Consider the following 21,827-nt stretch of genomic DNA (forward strand, 5'->3'; position numbering starts at 1 on the left):
ATATGGGCTTTTCGCGAATCCCAGCAGTTTGGATGAATATTTTTTGATGAAGTTGAAACAGTTAGTTGTTGCCGGATTGATGCTATCCGGAGCCTTTTTTGCGTCGGCAGAAAACGCCAGCGAATTCGTGGTGGAAGATATAAAAATTGAAGGTCTGCAGCGGGTAGCACTTGGTGCAGCCCTGACCTACCTGCCGGTTAATGTGGGTGATAAACTGAACTCCTTCCGGATATCTCAGTTGATTCGATCTCTTTATGATTCGACTCATTTCGAGAGTATCAAAGTGCTCAGAGATGGTGGCACTCTGGTTATACAGGTGCGTGAGCGGGCCACTATCAGCCGGATTAATTTTGAAGGTAATAAAGACATCAAGGACGAGCAGCTTCAGCAAAGTCTTGAAGAGAGCGATATCCGTGTCGGTGAGCCGCTGGACAAGACGGTACTGACCTCGATTGAGAATGGTCTGAAAGATTTCTATTACAGCATCGGTAAATACAACGCCGATGTCAGCGCTATCGTGACGCCGTTGCCCCGTAACCGGGTTGACCTCAAATTGTTATTTGAAGAGGGTGATGCGGCCGATATCAAGCAGATCAACATTGTCGGTAATGAAGTATTCAGCGATGCGGAACTGCTGGAACAAATCGAACTGCGCTTTGACACGCCCTGGTGGGACTTTTTATCAGAAACCCGTTATCAGAAACAAAAGCTGACGGGTGATATGGAAACGCTCGAGAGTTACTATAAAGACCGGGGGTATCTGCGCTATAGCCTGGACTCCACACAGGTGTCTATGACGCCGGATAAATCTGGTATCTATATCACTCTGAATATGGATGAGGGCGAGCAATATACTATCTCAGAGGTGGAGCTTATCGGTGATTTGCTTGGCCAGGAAGAAGCCATCAGCCGGATTCTGCCTCTCTCCGAAGGCAAAATGTATAACCTGGCGGAAGTCACTTACACAGAAGAGTTTCTCAGTAAGTACCTTGGGCGTTTCGGTTATGCTTTTCCCGAAGTGACCACCATCCCTGAAATTAATGATGAAGATAAGACCGTTAAGCTGACCTTGTCTGTGGATCCGGGTAAACGTATTTATGTCAGACGCATCAATTTCAGTGGCAATGATGTCACTGCCGATGAAGTACTGCGCCGTGAAGTGAGACAGATGGAAGGTGCCTGGTTGTCGAATACGGCGCTCGAGACTTCCAAAGCCCGTATGTCAAGACTGACTTACATGGAAGAGGTCGACTTTGAAACGGTGCGCCTGCCCGGTGAAGAAGACAAGGTGGATGTGAACTTCAAGGTCAAGGAGCAGCCGTCCGGTTCCTTCAATGCCGGTATCGGTTACGGCGATCGCACTAAACTCAGTCTGCAGGCCGGTATTCAGCAGGATAACTTCCTCGGCACAGGCAAAAGACTGGGTCTTAATCTGAATACGGTTTCTTACCAGCAAAGCGCGACCATTTCCTACACGGATCCCTACTTTACCATTGATGGTATCAGCCTCGGTGGCACCCTGTTTTATTCAGAATTCGATGCCGGTAACGCCAACCTGGTGCAGTACAATAATAAATCCTGGGGTTTAGGCGCTAATTTCGGTTATCCGGTGGATGAATATAACCGTCTGAATTTCGGCGTAACCTACAAATATAACAAGATCTCGCAACTGCAAACCTATGATCAAATCAGAAATTTTTATGACATGTTTGCCGACCCTAACGATCCGGATGCCGGCATCCAGTTTAATACCTATGAATTCAGTGCAGGATGGAGCCGCAGTACACTGAACCGTGGTGTGTTCCCGACAGCAGGTTCATCTCAGCGGGCAACGGCAAAGATTACTGCCCCCTTTTCTGATGTGGACTACTTCAAGATTAATTTTGATACCAAGTTCTACTTCCCATTGTCGAGAGACCAGCGCTGGTCGTTCCTGGCAAGATTGGAAGCGGGCTACGGTAACGGCTACGGTGACCTGGACGGCAACGATCAGATTTTGCCATTCTGGGATAATTTCAGGGCTGGCGGTAGTGATTCACTGCGTGGTTTCGAAAATAATACGGTAGGACCAAGACCCATTTATCGCCGCCCCAGTACTATTACCGCCCCTGATGGCAGTCAGATTCCGCTTGGCCCTAATGCTGATACCATAACCGATACCACCAGACTGCGTGCCATTGGTGGTAATGCCATGGTGCTCGGAGGCGTGGAATTAATTGTACCCACACCATTTCTGGATGAAGAGCTGGATAATTCTGTGCGTACCAGTCTGTTTGTGGACGTAGGGAATGTATGGGACACTGAATTCAGAGTAGAAAATTATGATGGACTGGCGGAATCGGAACGCAACAAGATTGCCGATTATTCCGATATCGGTCGTTTCCGCGCCTCTGCGGGCCTGTCGGTGCAGTGGCTGTCTCCCATGGGGCCGATGATTTTCAGCTTTTCCCGTATCCTCAAAGAAGAAGATGGTGATGAAAGTCGCTTCTTCTCCTTTAATATCGGGCAGACATTCTAATAAAATAGGCCTGCTTACAGGCTCAGTATAAATAAGGAGAGTATTTTGAATAAATTCAACAAAGGTGTTTTAGCTGCAGCGGTACTTGGTAGCTCTATGCTCAGTTCAGCAGCCATGGCGGCGCAGAAAATCGGTGTGGTGAATGTTCAGGGCATTTTTCAGTCTTTGCCTCAGGCGGCAGTGATCCAGGAAAACATCCGTAATGAATTCAAGGACCAGATCGAAGAGATCGGTCGCATGGAAAAAGACATCAAGTACTACATGGAAAAACGCGAGCGTGATGCCGCCACGATGAGTGATGCCGAGCGCAAAGAGCTGGAAGACAAGCTGATTTCACTGCGTGATGAATACGCCGGCAAGACGCAGCCCCTGCAACAGCAGATCCAGACCCGTCAGGGTGAAGAGCGCGACAAATTGCTTGGCCTGATCAAACAAGCGATCGATGGTATTGCTGAGAAAGAAAACTATGATCTGGTACTGAACTCTAATGCCGTTGCTTATATGGCTGAAGCCAACAATCTGTCACAGCAAGTGGTGGATCAGGTCAGTAAAATCAAATAACAGGCCGATTTGGTAGATGAAAACCTACAGCCTCAGTCAACTGGCTGAGTACCTTGGCGCCGAAGTCCGGGGCGATGGCGATGTGAAGATTCACGCCGTCTCAACCCTGGCCAGGGCGGGCAAAGGTCAGATTTCCTTTTTATCCAATAGCAAGTATCGTAGCCAGCTCAGAGACACGAAGGCTGATGCTGTGATCGTGCAGCCAGACGACCTGGAGTTCTGTCCTGTTAATGCGCTGGTGATGAAAAACCCCTACGTGGGCTTTGCCAGACTGGCGCAATTGATGGACACAACACCGGCGGCGGCAGAGCTGGTATCACCTCACGCGGTGATGGCGGCAGATGTCGAGCTGGGCCGGGGAGTCGGGATTGGCGCCAATGCAGTGATTGAATCCGGGGTCAAGCTTGGTGACGGTGTGCAAATTGGCGCAGGTTGTGTCATTGGTAAAAACGTGACCATTGGTGCCGGTACTAAACTCTGGGCTAATGTGACCCTTTATCACGATGTACAGATCGGTCGTGATTGCCTGATCCAGTCCGCTGCGGTGATTGGTGCAGATGGCTTCGGGTATGCCAATGATAATGGCCAGTGGGTTAAGATCCCCCAGCTTGGCCGTGTCATTATCGGTGACCGGGTCGAGATTGGTGCCAGTACCACAATAGACAGAGGCGCACTGGATGATACCTGCCTGGCTGATGGTGTGATCATCGATAACCAGTGCCAGATAGCGCACAATGTGGTTATAGGTGAAAACACGGCGATAGCCGGTTGCACTGTAGTGGGAGGCAGCACCCGTATTGGTCGCAACTGTACCATAGGGGGGCTGAGCGCCATTACCGGCCATGTTGAAATAGCCGATAATGTGCACTTTACCGGTATGAGCATGGTGACTAAGGGGGTCAGTCAGGCCGGGGCCTACTCATCGGGCTTACCGTCCCAGCCAAGCCGCGAGTGGCGTAAAGCCGTGGCGAATGTGCGCAGTCTTGAGCGGCTCAGCCAACGTGTCAGAAAACTGGAAAAACATTATTCAGAGCACGACAGTGCTGACAAAGGAGACAGGTAGTTGGCTAACGAGTTAAAGCGCATCGACATCGAAGAGATCATGGAGCTATTGCCCCATCGTTATCCTTTCTTGCTGATAGACAGGGTGACAGATTATGAGCTGGGTGTTTCCATCAAGGCCTATAAGAATATTTCATTTAATGAACCCTGTTTTACCGGGCATTTCCCGGGTAAGCCTATTTTCCCCGGCGTGATGATTCTGGAAGCCATGGCACAGGCAGCGGGGATACTCGGCTTTAAAACTGCGGGAAATACCGATGAGCTGTATCTGTATGCCGGCATTGATAAGGCTCGTTTCAAGCGTCCGGTGGTGCCCGGTGACAGACTTGAGTTCGATGTGGTGCTGATCAAAGAAAAACGGGGAATCTGGAAGTTTTCCGGTGTTGCCAGTGTGGATGGTGAGGAGGCCTGTAGTGCCGAATTCATGTGTGCAATGAGGAAGATGTAATAAGGTGATTCACCAGACAGCCCTAATAGATCCTGCCGCCACCCTGGGCAGCAACGTAAAAGTTGGTGCTTATACCGTGATTGGTGCAGATGTAGAGATTGGTGACAACACGGTGATCGAGTCCCATGTGGTGCTCAAGGGGCCGAGCCGTATTGGCAAAGACAATCATTTTTATCAGTTCTGTTCCATCGGTGAAGACTGCCAGGATCTCAAATATGCCGGTGAGCCGACAAGGCTGGAAATTGGTGATGGCAATACCTTCAGAGAATGTGTCACGGTGCACCGGGGCACGGTTCAGGACAATTCATTAACCCGCATAGGTAACAACAATCTGCTGATGGCCTATGTGCATCTTGCCCATGATTGCATGGTAGGTAGCAATAATATCTTTGCTAACAATGCCAGCGTTGCCGGCCATGTACATGTTGGTGACTGGGCCATCTTAGGTGGCATGTCAGGAGTGCACCAGTTTTGTCATGTGGGATCTCATAGCTTCTGTGCCGCAGGGACCATACTGCTGCGTGATTTACCCCCTTATGTAATGGTTGGTGGTAAAGGGGCCAGTCCTCATGGTATTAACGCCGAAGGCCTGCGTCGTCGTGGCTATTCAAAAGAAGCCATATTGCAGATCCGCCGTGCTTATAAGGTGCTTTATCGCAGTGGTAAAACCACCGAAGAGGCATTGCGTGAACTGCGTGAGATGGCAAAACGGGCACCAGAACTGGAAATGTTGGTGGACTTTATCGCTAACTCATCCAGAGGCATCGTCCGCTAGTTTCTATGACAACCTCAGTAACCCGAATTGGTCTTGTCGCCGGAGAAGCCTCCGGCGATATTTTAGGTGCCGGCCTGATTCAGGCCCTTAAAAAAAGGCTGCCTGAAGCCGAGTTTGTTGGTATTGCGGGACCACAGATGCAGCAGCAAGGCTGCCGGACGCTTTTCGATATGGAAGAGTTATCGGTAATGGGCCTGATCGAAGTACTTTCGAGAATACGTCGGTTGCTGGCCGTGCGACGTTCCCTGGTTGAACATTTTACTGTTAACCCGCCCGATGTATTTGTGGGCATTGATGCTCCGGACTTTAATCTGGGCCTGGAAGAAAAGCTCAAGCAGCAGGGCATACCCACAGTGCACTACGTCAGCCCCACAGTGTGGGCCTGGCGGGAAAAACGTATTGTGAAAATAGCCCGGGCCACCAACATGGTGCTCAGCCTGCTGCCGTTTGAAAAGATCTTTTATGATCGCCATCAGGTGCCCTGTACTTTTGTCGGCCATACCCTTGCCGATGCTATTCCGCTGAAGCCGGATCAGCGGGCGGCCAGGCATGAGCTGGGACTGGACGATAATGATAAAGTACTGGCAGTGTTACCGGGCAGTCGTGGTGGTGAAGTACAACGCTTGCTGCCGCCCTTCTTGCAGACGGTTTCATTATTACAACAAAAAATACCCGGGCTAAAGGTGCTGATCCCCGCCGCCAATGACAGACGCAGGGAGCAGATTCTAGCCGGTCTTGAGGACTGTTCTGCAAAGCCGGATGTCAGGGTGCTGGATGGTCAGTCCCGCCAGGTTATGATAGCTGCAGATGCGGTTTTACTGGCTTCCGGGACGGCCTCATTAGAAGCCATGTTGTGCAAAAAGCCGATGCTGGTGGCGTATAAATTTAACTGGCTGACTTACCAGATGGGTAAACGTATGTATAAACCGGAGTGGTTTTCACTGCCAAATCTGCTGGCCAATGAAGAGTTGGTACCTGAGCTGGTTCAGCATCAGGTGGTGCCACAGACCATGGCTGAGAAATTACAACCTATGCTGGAAAATGGCTCCCCGGAACTGATTTGCCGCTTTGAACAATTGCATCAGCAGTTGAAGATTGGCGCCGATGAGCGGGCTGCCGAGGCCATTATAAGGTTGTTAAATGCGAACGAACATGCAGCAATATAAACTTATTGCCGGTGTGGATGAAGTGGGCCGGGGCCCTCTGGTGGGCGATGTGGTGACGGCTGCGGTTATTCTCGATCCCAGACACCCCATTCAGGGGCTGACAGATTCCAAGGCCCTGAGCGAGAAGAAGCGTCAGCATTTTTATGCACTTATCAAAGAAAAAGCACTGTGTTGGGCCATCGGCAGAGCGAGCCCGGCAGAGATCGACAGCCTGAATATACTGCATGCCACTATGCTGGCCATGGAGCGGGCGGTAGAGGGGCTGTTTATTCAGCCTGAACACGTGATGGTAGATGGCAACCGCTGCCCCAACTGGCGCTACTCCAGTGAAGCGGTGGTAAAAGGTGACGGTCTTATTCCAGCCATATCGGCGGCGTCAATTCTTGCCAAAGTCACCAGAGATACGGAGATGGCCGAGCTGGCCAGGCGTTATCCTGAATATGGATTCGAACGTCACAAGGGCTACCCCACCCCGGCGCATCTTCAGAGTCTGACCGAACTCGGCCCGATTTCACAGCACCGACTCAGTTTTAAACCCGTGCAGCGTGCTCTGCAACAACAGCAGGACAGTACCGATGGCTGAACCGGATTTCGTACACCTGCGGGTGCACAGCGACTTTTCGATGATGGATGGCCTGAATAAAACCGGGCCGATTCTGGATAAGGTCAGGGCGCTTAACATGCCGGCGGTAGCGATAACCGATCAGATGAATCTCTGCGGCCTGGTACGTTTTTATGACAAGGCCCATAGTCTGGGCATTAAACCCATTATCGGTGCCGATTTCTGGATTCAGAGTGACGCACTGGGCGAACAGATTTATCGTCTTACCCTGCTGGCGAAGAATAATCAGGGCTATCAGAATATTACCCAGCTTATTTCCCGGGCTTATTTGCGCGGGCATATTCAGGAACGCCCGGTTATTGATCAGAGCTGGCTGGCAGAACATGCTGAGGGCATTATTCTGCTCAGTGGCGCCATGCAGGGCGATCTGGGCATCGCCCTGAGCAAAGGCAATGGGGAGTTGGCAGAGGACATAGTGGCTTTTTACCAGCGCCATTTTGCCGGACATTATTATCTGGAGCTGATGCGCACCGGCCGCCCCGGTGAAGAAGATTATCTGCATCGGGCGGTGGACATTGCCAGGCAACATCAGTTACCTGTGGTGGCGACCAATGAAGTGTGTTTTCTGGAGGCCCGGCACTTCGATGCCCATGAGATTCGGGTGGCTATTCATGATGGTTACACCCTGGACGATAAACGCCGGCCAAAACGTTATAGCGCGGAGCAGTATCTTCGCAGCAGTGAAGAGATGGCTCAGCTGTTTGCCGATATTCCCGAAGCCCTGCAAAACAGCGTAGAGATCGCCAGGCGCTGCAATGTGACGGTGCGTCTGGGCGAATACTTTCTGCCCAAATTTCCTACCGGTGACATGACCGATGAAGACTTCCTGGTGATGAAGTCTGAGCAGGGGCTGGAAGAGCGGCTGGCATTTTTATTTCCCGATTCGCAGGAGCGTCAGGCCAAACGTGGCGAATATGATGAGCGGCTGAAGATAGAACTGCAGGTCATCAACCAGATGGGTTTTCCCGGTTACTTTCTGATCGTGATGGAATTTATTCAATGGAGTAAAGATAACGGTATTCCGGTGGGACCGGGGAGAGGCTCAGGTGCCGGTTCTCTGGTGGCCTATGCGCTGAAAATTACCGACCTTGACCCGCTGGAGTTTGACCTGCTGTTCGAACGTTTTCTTAATCCTGAACGGGTATCCATGCCGGATTTTGATGTGGATTTCTGCATGGACCGGCGGGATGAAGTGATCGATCACGTGGCGGATCTTTATGGTCGCGAAGCGGTCTCTCAGATTATCACCTTCGGCACCATGGCGGCCAAGGCCGTGGTGCGCGATGTGGGCAGGGTGCTTGGACACCCCTATGGGTTTGTCGACAGGATTTCCAAGCTGATCCCCGGCGACCCCGGTATGACCCTGTCCAAAGCCTTTGAGGTAGAACCCCGTCTGCCGGAAACCTATGCTCAGGACGAAGAGGTTCGGGATCTTATCGATATGGCCCGCATCCTTGAGGGGGTCACCCGTAATGCCGGTAAACACGCCGGTGGCGTGGTGATTGCGCCGACTAAAATCACTGACTTTTCACCTTTATATTGTGACGAGCATGGTCAGTATCCGGTTACCCAGTTTGACAAAAACGATGTGGAAACGGCCGGGCTGGTTAAGTTCGACTTTCTGGGACTGCGCACCCTGACCATTATCCAGTGGGCGCTGGATATGATCAAAAGCGGTCAGGGCAAAGACATTGATATCACCGCTATTCCTCTTATAGATTCCCCCAGTTTCAAACTGTTGCAGAATGCCGAGACCACGGCGGTGTTTCAGCTTGAATCCAGGGGCATGAAGGATCTGATCAAGCGCCTGCGCCCGGACAGTTTTGAAGACATTATCGCCCTGGTGGCGCTATTTCGGCCCGGGCCGCTGCAATCTGGCATGGTGGACAACTTTATCGACCGTAAACATGGTCGCGAAGAAATTTCCTATCCCGATGCGCAGTATCAGCATGAATGCCTGCAGGAAATTCTTGAACCCACCTACGGTATTATTCTGTACCAGGAGCAGGTGATGCAGATCGCTCAGGTGATGGCCGGTTATAGCCTTGGCGAAGCCGACCTGCTGCGCCGGGCAATGGGTAAGAAAAAGCCCGAGGAGATGGCCAAACAACGGGAAGTGTTCAGAACCGGAGCGGCGAAAAACAATATTGATCCTGATCTGGCGATGAAGATCTTCGATCTGGTGGAGAAATTTGCCGGCTATGGATTCAACAAGTCCCATTCGGCCGCCTATGCACTGGTGTCTTACCAGACGCTGTGGCTGAAAACCCATTATCCGGCCGAGTTTATGGCGGCGGTGATGTCGGCGGACATGGACAATACCGATAAAATCGTCACCCTGGTGGATGAATGTCAGCGTATGGGGCTGACAGTATTGCCCCCGGATGTGAATACCGGTCAGTATAAATTTTCGGTTAACGGCCAGGGGCAGATTGTTTACGGTATTGGCGCTATCAAGGGAGTGGGTGAAGGCCCCATTGATGCCATTATCGAAGCCAGAGCCAAAGACGGCGGCTTCAGTGACCTGTTTGACTTCTGTGCGCGGCTGAACCTTAAACGCATCAATAAAAGGGTACTGGAAAAGCTGGTGCTGGCCGGTGCCATGGATAACCTTGGCCCCCACCGCGCCTCTTTGATGGCCAGTTTACCGGAGGCTATCGCCGCCGCCGATCAGCATGCCAGGGCTCAGTCCTTTGGTCAGGAAGACATGTTTGGTCTGCTGAATACCGAGCCTGAGCAGGTACAACAAGCCTTTGCCGATGTACCTCAGTGGCAGGAAAAAGTCTGGCTGGATGGCGAGCGCGAGACGCTGGGGCTGTATCTTACCGGCCACCCCATCAATCAGTATCAGCAGGAAATCCGTCACTACAGCCATGGCCGTCTGGTGGATATCAAGCCCACCGGCAGGGAGGGCAGTGCCACTGTCGTGGGGCTGGTGATCGACATGCGGGTGTTAGTGAATAAGAAGGGGCGGCGCTGGGCGATTGTGACACTGGATGATAAAAGTGCCAGAATGGACGTACGTTTCTTCCCTGATATGCTGGAAGAATATGAAGCTGTGCTGCAAAAAGATAAAATTTTGGTAATATCAGGACAGGTCAGCTTTGATGACTATTCCGGGGGCAATACAATGTCGGCCCGTGAAGTGATGGACATTATTCAGGCCAGGGAAAAAAATGCCAGAGCGGTTATACTGCAAATTCAGCAGCAACAGTGCAGCATGGCGCAGGTGGCACAGTTAAAAGGGTTATTGAGTCAGTTTCAGGGGGGAACCTGTCCGGTTCATTTCGATTATTATCACCCTCATGCGCAGGCCGTATTGGCGGTTTCCGCCAACTGGTATGTCACCCCGGATGATGATTTACTGCATCAGTTACAACAGGTATTGGGAGAAGAGCAGGTCAGGCTGGAATTTCATTAACCAGTACCGCACTTTTTACCAGAGCGCCGCCCGGCGGTATGCATAGCAGACAAAGGGCTGGCAACAGAATTTTTATTATTTTCCCTGATACAGGGGAAATTTCAGACGTGTTAAGGTTGTGGGATGAGTTTGAACTATCTGAGTTTTGAGCAGCCGATTGCTGATTTGGAAGCCAAGATCGAAGAATTACGCCTGGTGAATCAGGGCGGCGAATTCGATGTGGGGCTGGAAGAAGAAATTACCAAGCTCAGGGAAAAAAGTGCTGAGCTGACCCATAAGATCTTCAGTGATTTGGGTGCCTGGCAGGTTTCTCAACTGGCCCGCCATCCTCTGCGTCCTTATACGCTGGATTATTTACCACGTATTTTCACCGAGTTTGATGAGCTGGCAGGTGACCGGGCCTTTGCTGACGATAAAGCTATTATCGGTGGTCTGGCCAGGCTGGATGAGCAGCCAGTAATGGTTATCGGCCATCAGAAGGGCCGCGATACCCAGGAGAAGATCAAGCGCAATTTTGGTATGCCCAAGCCAGAAGGTTATCGCAAAGCGCTCAGGCTGATGAAGATGGCGGAGCGATTTAATCTGCCTATTATCACCTTTATTGACACTCCCGGCGCTTATCCCGGGGTGGGTGCTGAAGAGCGGGGGCAGAGCGAGGCCATCGCCCACAATCTCAAAGTGATGGCCGGGCTCAAGGTTCCGGTTATCTGCACTGTGATTGGTGAGGGTGGTTCAGGCGGCGCACTGGCCATAGGTGTCGGGGACAGGGTCAATATGCTCAAGTACTGCACCTATTCGGTGATTTCTCCCGAGGGTTGTGCCTCGATTCTGTGGAAAAGCGCAGAAAAAGCCCCGCTGGCCGCTGAAGCCATGGGTGTCAGCGCCGAGCAGATCAAGAAGCTGGGCCTGATCAACAGCATAGTGGATGAGCCCTTAGGAGGCGCTCATCGAGATTATGATGGTACCGCAGCCAGCCTCAAAGCCTGTCTGAAACAACAACTGTCGCAGCTACAGAAACTGGCCATACCGGAATTGCTGGAAGAGCGGTATCAGCGGTTAATGTCTTTCGGATATTGTTAGAGCCGCACCCGCGGCTCTTTTTTTTTGTGTTGATGGCCGATGCTTTACAATGAGTTTGAACAACGCCTGCTCATCAGTCTGCAACCTTCGCAGCCGGTTTATGTGGCCTACAGCGGGGGGATGGACTCCCATGTGGTGCTGCACCTGCTGGCGCGTTTTGGCGCCAGCCATCCGGGGCATTCCTATGGCGCTGTGCATATACATCACGGTTTAAGTGACAATGCCGATAGCTGGCTGGAGCACTGTGCGGCGATCTGCAAAACCATGGGTATCGACTTTGTCAGCCAGCGCCTGACATTCAGCCAACAGAAACGCCAGAGTCTTGAAGCCCAGGCCAGAACCGCCCGATATCAGGCGCTGGCCACTGTTATACCCCAGGGATCCCTGGTATTGCTGGGACAGCATCAACAGGACCAACTGGAAACCATGCTGTTACAGTTAAAGCGTGGTGCCGGCCCTAAGGGACTGAGCGCCATGGCGGAGCTGTCTGAACGGGACGGACTCCGTTATTTGCGTCCGCTGTTGGCATGTAGCCGTCAGCAGTTGAGTCAGTATGCCCGCCAGCATGGTTTGCAATGGATCGAGGATGAATCTAATCAGGATTCAGGCTTTGACCGGAATTTTCTGCGCCATCAGATTATCCCGCTGTTAGAACAGCGCTGGCCAGGTATTCAAAAAGCCGTTGCCCGCAGCGCGACACTGTGCGCCGAGCAGCAGCAGCTACTGGATCAGCAAAGCCATATTAGCCTGGAGCAAGTGAGGGCTGAGGATAACACCCTGTGCCTGGCTGCTCTGAGTCAGTTCAGCAGCGCCTGGCGCAGCCAGATAATCCGGACCTGGCTGTCTGAGCAGGGAGCGCCCATGCCGCCACAGACCGTCATAAGCAGACTCCACCAGGAACTGATTGAGGCCAGAGCGGATGCCTCGCCATGCATCAGTTGGGGAGCCTGGCATTTCAGACGTTTTGATCAACGCTTATATTTACTCAAAGGTCAGCCTGCCGCGACGGCAAAAAACCTAATATGGCAGGGAGAGACCGAGCTGAATCTGAACCATGGCGGTTGTCTTTATTTGCAGCGGAGCGAGAATCCGCCAGAACAGGGTGATTGGCTGGGGATGCAGGTGGATGGCAGGATCAGTATCGAATTTGACGGTTGGTCAGAGCGTTTTCGTCCTTCTGGTGCTGATGTCAGTAAGCCCCTGAAGCAATGGCTGAGGTTATGGAAAATACCGCCCTGGCAAAGAGCGCAACAGCCTTTACTCAGAAGTGATGGCCGCCTGGTGGCCGTGCCAGGCTATGCTGTGGCTGAAGGGTACCAGCCCAAGAAGGGGGATAAGCGCAATCTTTGGGTGGCAATTGTATGACTTCAGCGACATTTAAGCGGCAAACCATTGCCGCTTAAGCGGATTCCACTTCCTGGAAATTACCTTCTTTGAGCTGATAAAGAGCCATATCGGCCCGTTCAAACAGGCTGTCGCTGCTGTCACCCTGGCGGTACAGGCTGACCCCTATGCTGCAACTGACATTGTGCTGACGCAGTAAGGGGTAGCCATTCATAGCCCGGCGAATGCGTTGGGCAATACAGAGCATGGCCTTCTGATCGGCATCTTCGATCAGACAGCAAAATTCGTCGCCACCGAAGCGAAATGCAAAGTCGGTGTCCCGCAGACAATCGTTTATGGCTTTGGCCACGTTGATCAACACCTTGTCACCTTCCTGATGACCGTATTCATCATTGATCGCTTTGAACTTATCCATATCGATCACCACCAGTCCAAACAGGCTTCCGTTGCGTCGGGCATGACTGATCAGACGTTGCAGCGCTTCATCAAAGCAGGCCCGGTTACCCAGTCCGGTGAGATGGTCTTTGGTCGCCATTCTGGATAACTGAGCGTGTCGCATAGCATGAGCCAGTGGCACGACAATACAATCATGCAATTCGTATAACAGCCTTTCTTCATGGCTGCCGGGTTTTCGTGCAAAGCGATAGCTGATGTTGATCTGAGGCTCGGTATGGTGAGGTGCCTCAAGCTGACGGTGATAGACGCCTGCCAAACCTGTGGCATAACCCAGCTCCGGCGTGTGAATCTCCAGCCCGGTTACGGTCAGTCGCTCTCCCAGCAAAGTCAGAGCAATATCTGCCAGCTTATCCAGCTCCGGTGTTGACAACATACGCTGTAATATTGCCAGCATTTCGCTATCAGATAGCAAACGGCCGGAGTCGCCAAAATGGAAGAATCTGTTTTTATCAGTACTGCTGTATAAGGGGGCTAATTGGTCCAAAACTCACTCCTGCCGGGTTTTTGACGTCAGGTCAATGGCATCACACTTGGTAAATGCATGAGCAAATTTTGTGCCAGATAAGGTACTTCCGATTAGTGTTATATTTCCAGAAACGCACCAATCTCTTCGAGGCGTTGTACACCATCCTCATAACCTTGCTGGATAAGTGCCTGGCAAAAGGGACCATCAAACAGCAGATAGCTGAGCAAGCTGGATTCTGAATCCGGGCGAATACCAATCAGTCGCATCAATGTGCGCACGCCTCTGGGCAGACGTTGGTAATAGCGGGCGGCAATCTCATTAAAATTGACGTTGGGATTGATGACCAGGCAATCAATAGGCTTAAGGTGGGTGGCTTTACGCTGTTTGTCACTGAGTAATGACAGAGTATGGTTAATACGGTACAGACGCTCCAAATCAGCATGCAGCGTATCTGCAAAAATCGTATCCAGCAAATGGCCGGCAATCATGGCGCTGCTGGGATGGTGCTGAAGCTGATGCTTTTTGTCTGGTTTCGGTTGTTCCACCCCTATCACCAGAATTTTTTCTGCGCCTAAATGTATGGGGGTACTTAAGGGCGATAGCTGATGGATTGAGCCATCCCCATAATATTGCTCTGCGATGCGAACACTGGGGAACACCAGAGGAATGGCGGAGGACGCCATCAGATGCTCGACATTAAGTTGGCTGATAGTGCCCTGGCGCTTAGCCCGCCGCCAGGGTTGCAGGTCCGAAGCGCCCTGAAAGAAGCTGATAGAATCATTGGTACTGTAGCTCGAAGCGGTAACACTGATGGCTTTAAGGTAACCGCGCTGGATATTGCGATCGAGGCGGTTAAACTCCATATTTTGTCTGAGCAGATGGTTGAGCGGACTGTTGTCCAGCAGGCTGGTAGGGCGGCGGGGATGATCTTTTGTCTGTAACCCCTGCAACTGATTTTTGAGTAAGTAACCAAATACTGATGTCAGATCGCTCTTGTACACCTGTTCACTGCGAAAGTTTTTCCATACCCATTCCATCTTTCTGACACCAAGATGATAACAGGAAGCATAGCAAGCCAGCGAGGTGGCATTAATAGCGCCGGCTGAGGTACCGCAGATAATCGGAAAGGGCAGGCTGTGGCTGCGTGGCAGCAGATGAGTAATGGCTTTGAGTACGCCAACCTGATAGGCGGCTCTGGCACCACCACCACTGAGCAGCAGGGAAAATCTGTGTCGTTCGAGCATTATAGGTTCACGCAAATCCCTTCAGCTGCGGCGAACAGCTTAAGATCCATCTGGCCGATTTCAATCACTTCCTGGCAGTGCTGTTCAACGGATTCGATCTCCGCATCGGTGCGCATTTCATCATGGCTGTAAAGAGCCAGTTGTCTGGCCCGGCAGGCCATAGCCAACTTTACAGCTTCTTCGGCTACAGAGTGACCCCAGCCCGATTTTTTTGGCATATCGGATAACATATACTGGGCATCATGGATAATCAGGTCAGCCTCTTTGGCAAAGTTGACCCAGTCGAGAAAATCCGTGGCTTTTTTATACGGAGGATAGAGCTCGTTATCGGTGATATAGGCAACCCTGGCATTATCAGCCTCGATTAAAAAGGCACTGCCATTACCGGGATGATTCATTTTATTACGTGTGATGGTGGCGCTGTTAACAGACCAGCTTGAAACATTGTCAGGTATCGGCTCAATACAGATGTTCGAAGGTAATGTCTTATAATCCACCGGAAAATAACTGCCACTCATTTGCTCAAGAATGGCATATGGCGTATCGGGTGTGGTCTGCCCTGGGGTGATATAAATATTTCTTCCCGCCTGATAAATAGGCGCGAAGAAAGGAAAACCCTGAATATGATCCCAGTGATTATGGGTCAACAGCAGATGGATATCATCCTGTTTCCGGAGTAGCTTTTTCCCCAGATTGCGGATGCCGGTGCCGGCATCCAGGATAATATCGGTGCCATCATTCAGTTCGATATGCACACAGGCGGTATTGCCGCCGTAGCGGACATACTCGGGACCCGGTGTGGGCACTGAGCCTCTGACACCATAAAAGGTTAATTTCATATTCTTATCTGACCTGTTTCTGATCTCAACGTCGGCTCCATCCGAAGCGCAATATAAATCAATAACAGTATAAGCTACAGGAACATCAAAGTTCGATCAGCTTTTGTCAGGTATATTCGCGGGAATATCTGTATAGATAAAAAATGCCGGTTATTAACCGGCATTTTCAATACTCAGCAAAACCTGTTACAAACCGCTGACAAAGCCGGCAATCTGGTCCAGCACCATCAGTTGTTTTTCGCCGCTGCGGCGATTTTTATATTCCACCTTGTTTTCATCCAGATTACGTTCACCGATGATGATCTGATGAGGTACCCCAATCAGTTCCATATCCGCAAACATCACACCGGGGCGCTCTTTGCGATCATCGATAAGCACATCCACTCCCGCTTCAATCAGCTGATTGTACAGCTGGTTGGCAGCCTCCTGAATACGATGGGATTTATGCATATTCATGGGAATGATGGCGACTTTAAAGGGCGCAATAGCATCCGGCCAGGTGATGCCGAATTTGTCATGATTCTGCTCAATAGCGGCCGCCACAATGCGGGTCACGCCGATACCATAACAGCCCATAGACAGCGGCTGGTGTTTGCCTGACTCGGTCAGTACACCGCAGTTCATTGACTGTGAGTATTTATCGCCAAGCTGGAAAATATGGCCCACTTCGATACCGCGCTTAATCTCCAGTACACCCTTACCGTCAGGAGACGGGTCACCCGCCTGAACATTGCGGATATCCGCGCTTTCAGCAGGTTCAACGTCGCGTTGCCAGTTGATATTGAAAAAGTGCTTACCGTCGATATTGGCGCCGGCAGCAAAATCACTGATACAGGCGACGCTGTGATCGATGATAAAAGGGATAGGCAGATTGACCGGGCCCAGTGAGCCCGGACCTGCGCCTATACTGCGGCGGATTTCTTCTTCCGTGGCAAAAGTCAGCGGGCTGGCCACCTGAGGCAGTTTTTCGGCTTTTACTTCGTTTAATTCATGATCACCACGTACCAGCAAGGCAACCAGCTCGCTGTCGCATTGATCACTGGCTTTGACGATCAGGGTTTTCACGGTCTTTTCTATGGGTACCGGGAATTGTTCAACCAATTCCGCGATAGTAGTGGCTTTGGGGGTTTCGACCAGTTCCATTTCCCCTTGTGGGGCAACCGGGGATTGCTGAGGCCCTTTGAGTTCAGCCATTTCCACATTCGCGGCAAAATCAGACTCAGTACTGAAGGCAATGGCATCTTCCCCCGAGTCCGCCAATACATGAAATTCGTGCGACATACTGCCGCCAATCGAGCCGTTGTCGGCGATAACCGGGCGATAACTCAGGCCAATGCGCTCAAAAATGTTGCAGTAGGCACGGAACATCTGCTGATAAGATTGTTCCAGGGACTCCTGAGTCAGGTGAAAAGAATAAGCATCCTTCATGATAAACTCGCGGCTGCGCATCACACCGAAACGGGGGCGCACTTCATCACGGAATTTAGTCTGGATCTGAAACAGATTCAGTGGCAGTTGCTTGTAACTGCTGACTTCACGCTTGACCAGGTTAGTGATGACTTCTTCATGAGTGGGGCCTAATACAAAGTCACGCTTATGTCTGTCATTCAGCCGCAGTAATTCCGGGCCATACTCATCCCAGCGTCCGGACTCCTGCCACAGATCGGCAGGTTGCACCATGGGCATTAAGATTTCCAGCGCGCCCGCTCTGACCATTTCTTCGCGCACAATATTGGTGACCTTGTTCAGCACCCTGAGTCCGGTTGGAAGCCAGGTATACATACCGGAAGCCAGTTTGCGGATCATACCGGCACGAATCATCAGCTGATGACTGATGATTTCCGCGCTGGCAGGCGTTTCTTTCTTGGTTGATAGTAAATACTGACTGCTTCGCATAGGCATCACTCAATAGTAGGCACCTGATTCTGAGGGTACCTTGACCAAAAATCGGGCGCCATTCTAACAGCCCCCCCGTCAGGGCAGAAGTGTAGTCAGCAGATTTTTATGCTTTTTCGGCACAAATGTTCTCAATGCCCACCACTTCGATGCGATTCTGCTCACTTTGCCAGTGAATATTCAGATTATCCAGACGTATGGCAAAAGATTGTGGCCGGGATTGGCTGGATTTGTAGGCAGGGCGGGGGTCCTGGGCCAGTACAGCCTGGATCAGGCGCTGCATTTTGTCCGGTTCCGGGCTCAGTTGCTCAAGCTGGATCATAGCATCTGCTGAGAACCTTACCGGTACAGGCTGCGGGGCTTGACTGGCAAAACCACCGGCGGCCCCGGGATGCGCATCGGCATAAGGCAGATATGGTTTGATGTCGACAATGGGGGTGCCATCGAGCAGATCCATGCCTCTGACCTGCAGGCTCACCTGACCCTTATCTGTCTTCAGACTGACAAATTCCACCACGGATAAACCCAGCCCGTTGGGTCTGTGGGTACTGCGACTGGCAAAGACGCCAACACGCTGATTGCCTCCCAGTCTTGGCGGGCGGACTGTCGGTTTCCAGCCGCGCTCCTGAACCTGATGAAAGCGGAACAGCAGCCACAGATGAGAAAACTGCTCAATACCGCGGAAACAATTGATGTCATTAAAAGGTGAAAAAAAACGGATTTCACCTATGGCCTCACTGACCAGACCGGGCTGGCGGGGGATGGCGAACTTTTGCTTGTAAGGAGTGTGGATAATCCCCAATGGTTGCAGAGATATGGGTGCCGGCTCAGTTGTTGTCATTCGCCTGTCCCTGCGGTTCCTGTTCACAGAGCGGCCAGCCCCCCAGGTGGTGCCAGCGATTGATGATAGTGCAGAACAGATCGGCGGTTTTCGAGGCGTCATATAAGGCCGAGTGGGCCTCATTCTGATCAAAGGAGACTCCGGCCGCCTGACAGGCTTTCACCAGTACGGTCTGACCGAATGCCAGGGCCGCAAGGCTGGTGGTATCAAAGGAGACGAATGGATGAAATGGGGTGCGTTTGATCCCACAGCGCTCAATGGCAGCATTGACAAAATTCTGATCAAAGGCGGCATTATGGGCCACGATCACCGAGCGCTGGCAGTCCGCCTGTTTTTGCTGCTTGCGGATCTGCTTGCACAAATCTTTCATCGCGTCACTCTCGTCAATGGCGCCGCGCAAAGCGCAATATGGGTCGATACCATTAAACTCCAGTGCCGCTTTTTCCAGATTGGCGCCGGCAAAAGGCTGAATATGGTGATGAAAAGTCTGATCTTTGTGTAACAGCCCCTGTTCATCCATCTTCAGTGTTACGGCGGCTATCTCCAGCAGGGCGTCGGTTTGATGATTAAAGCCAGCGGTTTCCACATCAATAACCACCGGAAAATAGCCTCTGAATCTTTGCTTGAGTTGTGGTGTTGGCGCTGTCATTGTGACCTTTTTGCAACTTGGGGGCGCGGCATTATGCCAATTCCGGGGCAATTTTGCCATCAAGTGACGGTCCCTGTTGCCGATAAGATGAGTATATTGACTATAGTGTAATGAGTATAATCAGGTCTGTGGGTCATCACAGGCCGGGTTCGTCTGCAGATAACAGGATAAAGCATGAAAAAGTGTATTGTGGCGCTGATGGCAATATTGGTATTGCCCGCCTCTGCCAGTATCCGGCACTATGCGGCCAAAGTGGAGGATTCGCAATGGCAATTACTCAATCAATCCCGCCTGCAATGTACCCTGAGCCACACTATACCAGGGTATGGTGATGCCCTGTTCACCAGCCAGGCCAGTAAGGAACTGAATCTGGAGTTTGAGCTGGCCATGCAGAGGCTGCCCAAGCAGTATGGCGTGGCCGCGGTCTATTCCATTCCGCCCTCGTGGATGCCCGGTGCGATGCAAAAAGAAATTGCCGATATGTCCATTCGCAAACAGTTTAATGGCGATTTGCCGGAACAGGCGGCCTGGACTATTTTATCGGAGCTGGAGAAAGGATACTGGCCTACCATTTACTATCAGGACTGGCACAATCCCTATGACAAAGTGGCGGTGGGGCTTAATGCCAGTAATTTTGTCCGTCAGTATTATGCCTTTTCCCAATGCGTTGCCAATTTGTTGCCCTTCAGCTTTGAGGATATTGCATACTCGGTATTGACCTATGAAAAAAATTCCGATGAATTTACCCGTCAGTCAAAGAAAAAACTGAACATGATCGGTGAGTATCTCAAAGAAGATCCTGAGCTTGAACTGGTGCTGTTGGATGCCTATACCGACAGCTATGGCGGTAGCTGGCACAATGAGCAGCTCTCTGTCCGCCGGGCAGAAAAAGTTAAAAATTACTTTACCGGAATGGGCGTGCCGGAGGGCAGAATCGAAGTGACCGGACATGGTGAGCGGCGCCATATTGCCCCGAACACGAATGAGCTGTCGCGGGCCAAAAACCGGCGGGTTGTGATCCGGATGGACAGACTTTAATCCAGAGTCTGTTCGTCCGTTTATTGCTGTGCTTTGAAGGCTGGCGATCAGCGTATGCGGTCAGGGAAGTCGGTAAAAATCCCGTCTATCTGCAGATCCTTTAGTACCTTAAGCCATTGGGACCAGCTCATCTCGCCGTGCAAGTCATCAACTCTGAGGGTATAAGGATGAATCACCAGTCCGGCGGCTCTGGCCTGTTTAACCAGCGACAATGGTTTTCCACTGTTAATATCTATCAGCTGAGGCAGCCATGGGCCGATTCCCTGGGCATAGCGGGCCACCTCAGCCAATCCTTCTGAGCTTTGCAGATAAGCATAATCAGTAGTGCTCTCCCGCCAGGCGTTTTCACCGATCAGCTGAATAATTGGCAGCCTGGCATTAAGTTCAGTGCGCAGACGCTTTATTTCATCAAAATCAAAGCACTGTAAAAAGATTCTGGCATCGCTGCGGTCCAGATCATGCTCACGTAACAGGCTCATCACTATCTGGCTGATATCCTGACCTTCCTGGCGGTGAAAGGCTGGCGCCTTGATTTCCGGATACAAACCCACCTGCTTGTTTGTGGTGCGGTTAAGTTCCTGAATCAGCTCCAGCTGTTCGGTGAAAGTGGCAATACGAAAGTGGCCGTTGCCCCGATACCGTGTCGGGTACACCTGGTGGCCCTCAGGATCCCGGCGTTCATTAACCCAAAGGGTTTTCAGCTCGGCCAGAGTGAAATCTATGACATAAAAGCGGCCATCCTCTCTGGCTCGGTCGGGATAGTGCTCAGCCACATCGGTAACGGTATCCAGATGGATATCATGCAATACAACCGGCACCGCGTCTTTACTCAGTACCAGATCCTGCTCGATATAATCGGCACCCTGAGCATAAGCAAGTATGGCAGCCTCAAGCGTGTGTTCCGGCAGGTAGCCGGAGGCGCCTCGGTGGGCAATGATGAGGGGTGTGGCTATGGCAGTGACACTGAAAAAGGCGAGTACCAGCGAGCCCAGCCAGATTTGGAGCTGTGCGTGTTTCACTGCCGCTGGATCAGCTCTATGGCATAACCATCGGGGTCACGGACAAAGGCAATTTCGGTGCTGCCACCTTTGACCGGCCCAGGCTCCCGATAGACATCAGCCCCTTTGGCATTGAGGGTTTTACACAGGCTGTAAATATCTTCACAGCCTATGGCGATATGCCCGAAAGCCTCACCCATTTCATAGCTGTGCTGGTCCCAGTTGTACGTCAGCTCTAATACAGTGTGATCCGTTTCCTCACCATATCCGACGAAAGCGAGGGTATAGCGATATTGCGGATTATCAGACTGGCGCAGCAGTTTCATTCCCAGCAATCCGGTATAAAAATCGATGGAGCGCTGTAAGTCGCCGACTCTGAGCATGGTATGTAATAAGCGCATGA

The 21,827-nt window shown here is 51.5% G+C and carries 19 protein-coding genes; 11 read left to right on the plus strand and 8 right to left on the minus strand.

The genetic code is table 11. The features are described from left to right. Positions 1-46 precede the first annotated feature (46 nt). The 10 genes from bamA to tilS all read left to right on the plus strand — a co-directional run bounded on the left by bamA (position 47) and on the right by tilS (position 13,018). The gene (gene bamA / locus AT746_RS05410; protein ID WP_062477532.1) at positions 47-2,518 is read left to right on the plus strand and encodes an outer membrane protein assembly factor BamA; all 2,472 of its coding nucleotides are present in this window, start codon (positions 47-49) and stop codon (positions 2,516-2,518) included. Between the two features lie 45 nt (positions 2,519-2,563). After that, positions 2,564-3,079, plus strand: coding sequence for an OmpH family outer membrane protein (locus AT746_RS05415; RefSeq protein ID WP_082633160.1), 516 nt, complete (start codon positions 2,564-2,566; stop codon positions 3,077-3,079). A 16-nt stretch (positions 3,080-3,095) separates the two neighbouring features. Continuing rightward, positions 3,096-4,142, plus strand: coding sequence for a UDP-3-O-(3-hydroxymyristoyl)glucosamine N-acyltransferase (lpxD, locus tag AT746_RS05420; RefSeq protein ID WP_062477535.1), 1,047 nt, complete (start codon positions 3,096-3,098; stop codon positions 4,140-4,142). After that, positions 4,143-4,589 (plus strand): 3-hydroxyacyl-ACP dehydratase FabZ, encoded by a 447-nt coding sequence (gene fabZ, locus AT746_RS05425; protein ID WP_062477538.1) that lies wholly within the window; start codon positions 4,143-4,145, stop codon positions 4,587-4,589. A gap of 4 nt (positions 4,590-4,593) precedes the next feature. Further along, on the plus strand, positions 4,594-5,364 hold the full coding sequence (gene lpxA, locus AT746_RS05430) for an acyl-ACP--UDP-N-acetylglucosamine O-acyltransferase (RefSeq protein ID WP_062477541.1): 771 nt from the start codon (positions 4,594-4,596) through the stop codon (positions 5,362-5,364). Positions 5,365-5,369: 5 nt separating this feature from the next. Beyond that, on the plus strand, positions 5,370-6,530 hold the full coding sequence (gene lpxB, locus AT746_RS05435; RefSeq protein ID WP_062477543.1) for a lipid-A-disaccharide synthase: 1,161 nt from the start codon (positions 5,370-5,372) through the stop codon (positions 6,528-6,530). After that, positions 6,517-7,113 (plus strand): ribonuclease HII, encoded by a 597-nt coding sequence (gene rnhB, locus AT746_RS05440; protein ID WP_156413757.1) that lies wholly within the window; start codon positions 6,517-6,519, stop codon positions 7,111-7,113. Before lpxB ends, rnhB begins: the two co-directional genes overlap by 14 nt. Further along, positions 7,106-10,573, plus strand: a complete 3,468-nt coding sequence (gene dnaE / locus AT746_RS05445) for a DNA polymerase III subunit alpha (protein ID WP_062477548.1) — start codon at positions 7,106-7,108, stop codon at positions 10,571-10,573. The genes rnhB and dnaE overlap by 8 nt, the downstream gene beginning before the upstream one ends. A 123-nt stretch (positions 10,574-10,696) precedes the next feature. Then, positions 10,697-11,653: an acetyl-CoA carboxylase carboxyl transferase subunit alpha gene (gene accA, locus AT746_RS05450; protein WP_062477549.1), complete on the plus strand. Its 957-nt coding sequence runs from the start codon at positions 10,697-10,699 to the stop codon at positions 11,651-11,653. Positions 11,654-11,692: 39 nt separating this feature from the next. Beyond that, on the plus strand, positions 11,693-13,018 hold the full coding sequence (gene tilS / locus AT746_RS05455; RefSeq protein ID WP_062477552.1) for a tRNA lysidine(34) synthetase TilS: 1,326 nt from the start codon (positions 11,693-11,695) through the stop codon (positions 13,016-13,018). A gap of 34 nt (positions 13,019-13,052) precedes the next feature. Here tilS and AT746_RS05460 read toward each other — a convergent pair whose 3' ends face one another. The 6 genes from AT746_RS05460 to rnt form a co-directional block, all read right to left on the minus strand. Then, complete coding sequence (locus AT746_RS05460; protein ID WP_062477555.1) at positions 13,053-13,937, minus strand: GGDEF domain-containing protein; 885 nt, start codon at positions 13,935-13,937, stop codon at positions 13,053-13,055. Positions 13,938-14,035: 98 nt separating this feature from the next. Then, positions 14,036-15,163, minus strand: a complete 1,128-nt coding sequence (locus tag AT746_RS05465; RefSeq protein ID WP_062477559.1) for a patatin-like phospholipase family protein — start codon at positions 15,161-15,163, stop codon at positions 14,036-14,038. Next, entirely contained in the window at positions 15,163-16,002 is an 840-nt protein-coding gene (locus AT746_RS05470) for an MBL fold metallo-hydrolase (protein WP_062477561.1), read from the minus strand. The genes AT746_RS05465 and AT746_RS05470 overlap by 1 nt, the downstream gene beginning before the upstream one ends. Before the next feature lie 186 nt (positions 16,003-16,188). Further along, positions 16,189-17,898, minus strand: a complete 1,710-nt coding sequence (locus AT746_RS05475) for a proline--tRNA ligase (protein ID WP_062477564.1) — start codon at positions 17,896-17,898, stop codon at positions 16,189-16,191. A gap of 106 nt (positions 17,899-18,004) precedes the next feature. Then, on the minus strand, positions 18,005-18,739 hold the full coding sequence (gene tsaA, locus AT746_RS05480; RefSeq protein WP_062477567.1) for a tRNA (N6-threonylcarbamoyladenosine(37)-N6)-methyltransferase TrmO: 735 nt from the start codon (positions 18,737-18,739) through the stop codon (positions 18,005-18,007). After that, positions 18,726-19,388, minus strand: a complete 663-nt coding sequence (gene rnt / locus AT746_RS05485; RefSeq protein ID WP_062483986.1) for a ribonuclease T — start codon at positions 19,386-19,388, stop codon at positions 18,726-18,728. Before rnt ends, tsaA begins: the two co-directional genes overlap by 14 nt. Before the next feature lie 174 nt (positions 19,389-19,562). Here rnt and AT746_RS05490 point away from each other — a divergent pair, with 174 nt between their 5' ends. Beyond that, positions 19,563-20,426: a flagellar protein MotY gene (locus tag AT746_RS05490; protein WP_062477570.1), complete on the plus strand. Its 864-nt coding sequence runs from the start codon at positions 19,563-19,565 to the stop codon at positions 20,424-20,426. Positions 20,427-20,473: 47 nt separating this feature from the next. On the opposite strand, the gene glpQ is transcribed toward AT746_RS05490, so the two are convergent. Both glpQ and gloA read right to left on the minus strand, forming a co-directional pair. Next, complete coding sequence (gene glpQ, locus AT746_RS05495) at positions 20,474-21,445, minus strand: glycerophosphodiester phosphodiesterase (protein WP_082633161.1); 972 nt, start codon at positions 21,443-21,445, stop codon at positions 20,474-20,476. Then, on the minus strand, positions 21,442-21,825 hold the full coding sequence (gene gloA, locus AT746_RS05500) for a lactoylglutathione lyase (protein WP_062477573.1): 384 nt from the start codon (positions 21,823-21,825) through the stop codon (positions 21,442-21,444). Before gloA ends, glpQ begins: the two co-directional genes overlap by 4 nt. Positions 21,826-21,827 lie beyond the last annotated feature (2 nt).

The sequence above is a fragment of the Lacimicrobium alkaliphilum genome (genome assembly GCF_001466725.1).
Taxonomy (GTDB): Bacteria; Pseudomonadota; Gammaproteobacteria; order Enterobacterales; family Alteromonadaceae; genus Lacimicrobium; species Lacimicrobium alkaliphilum_B.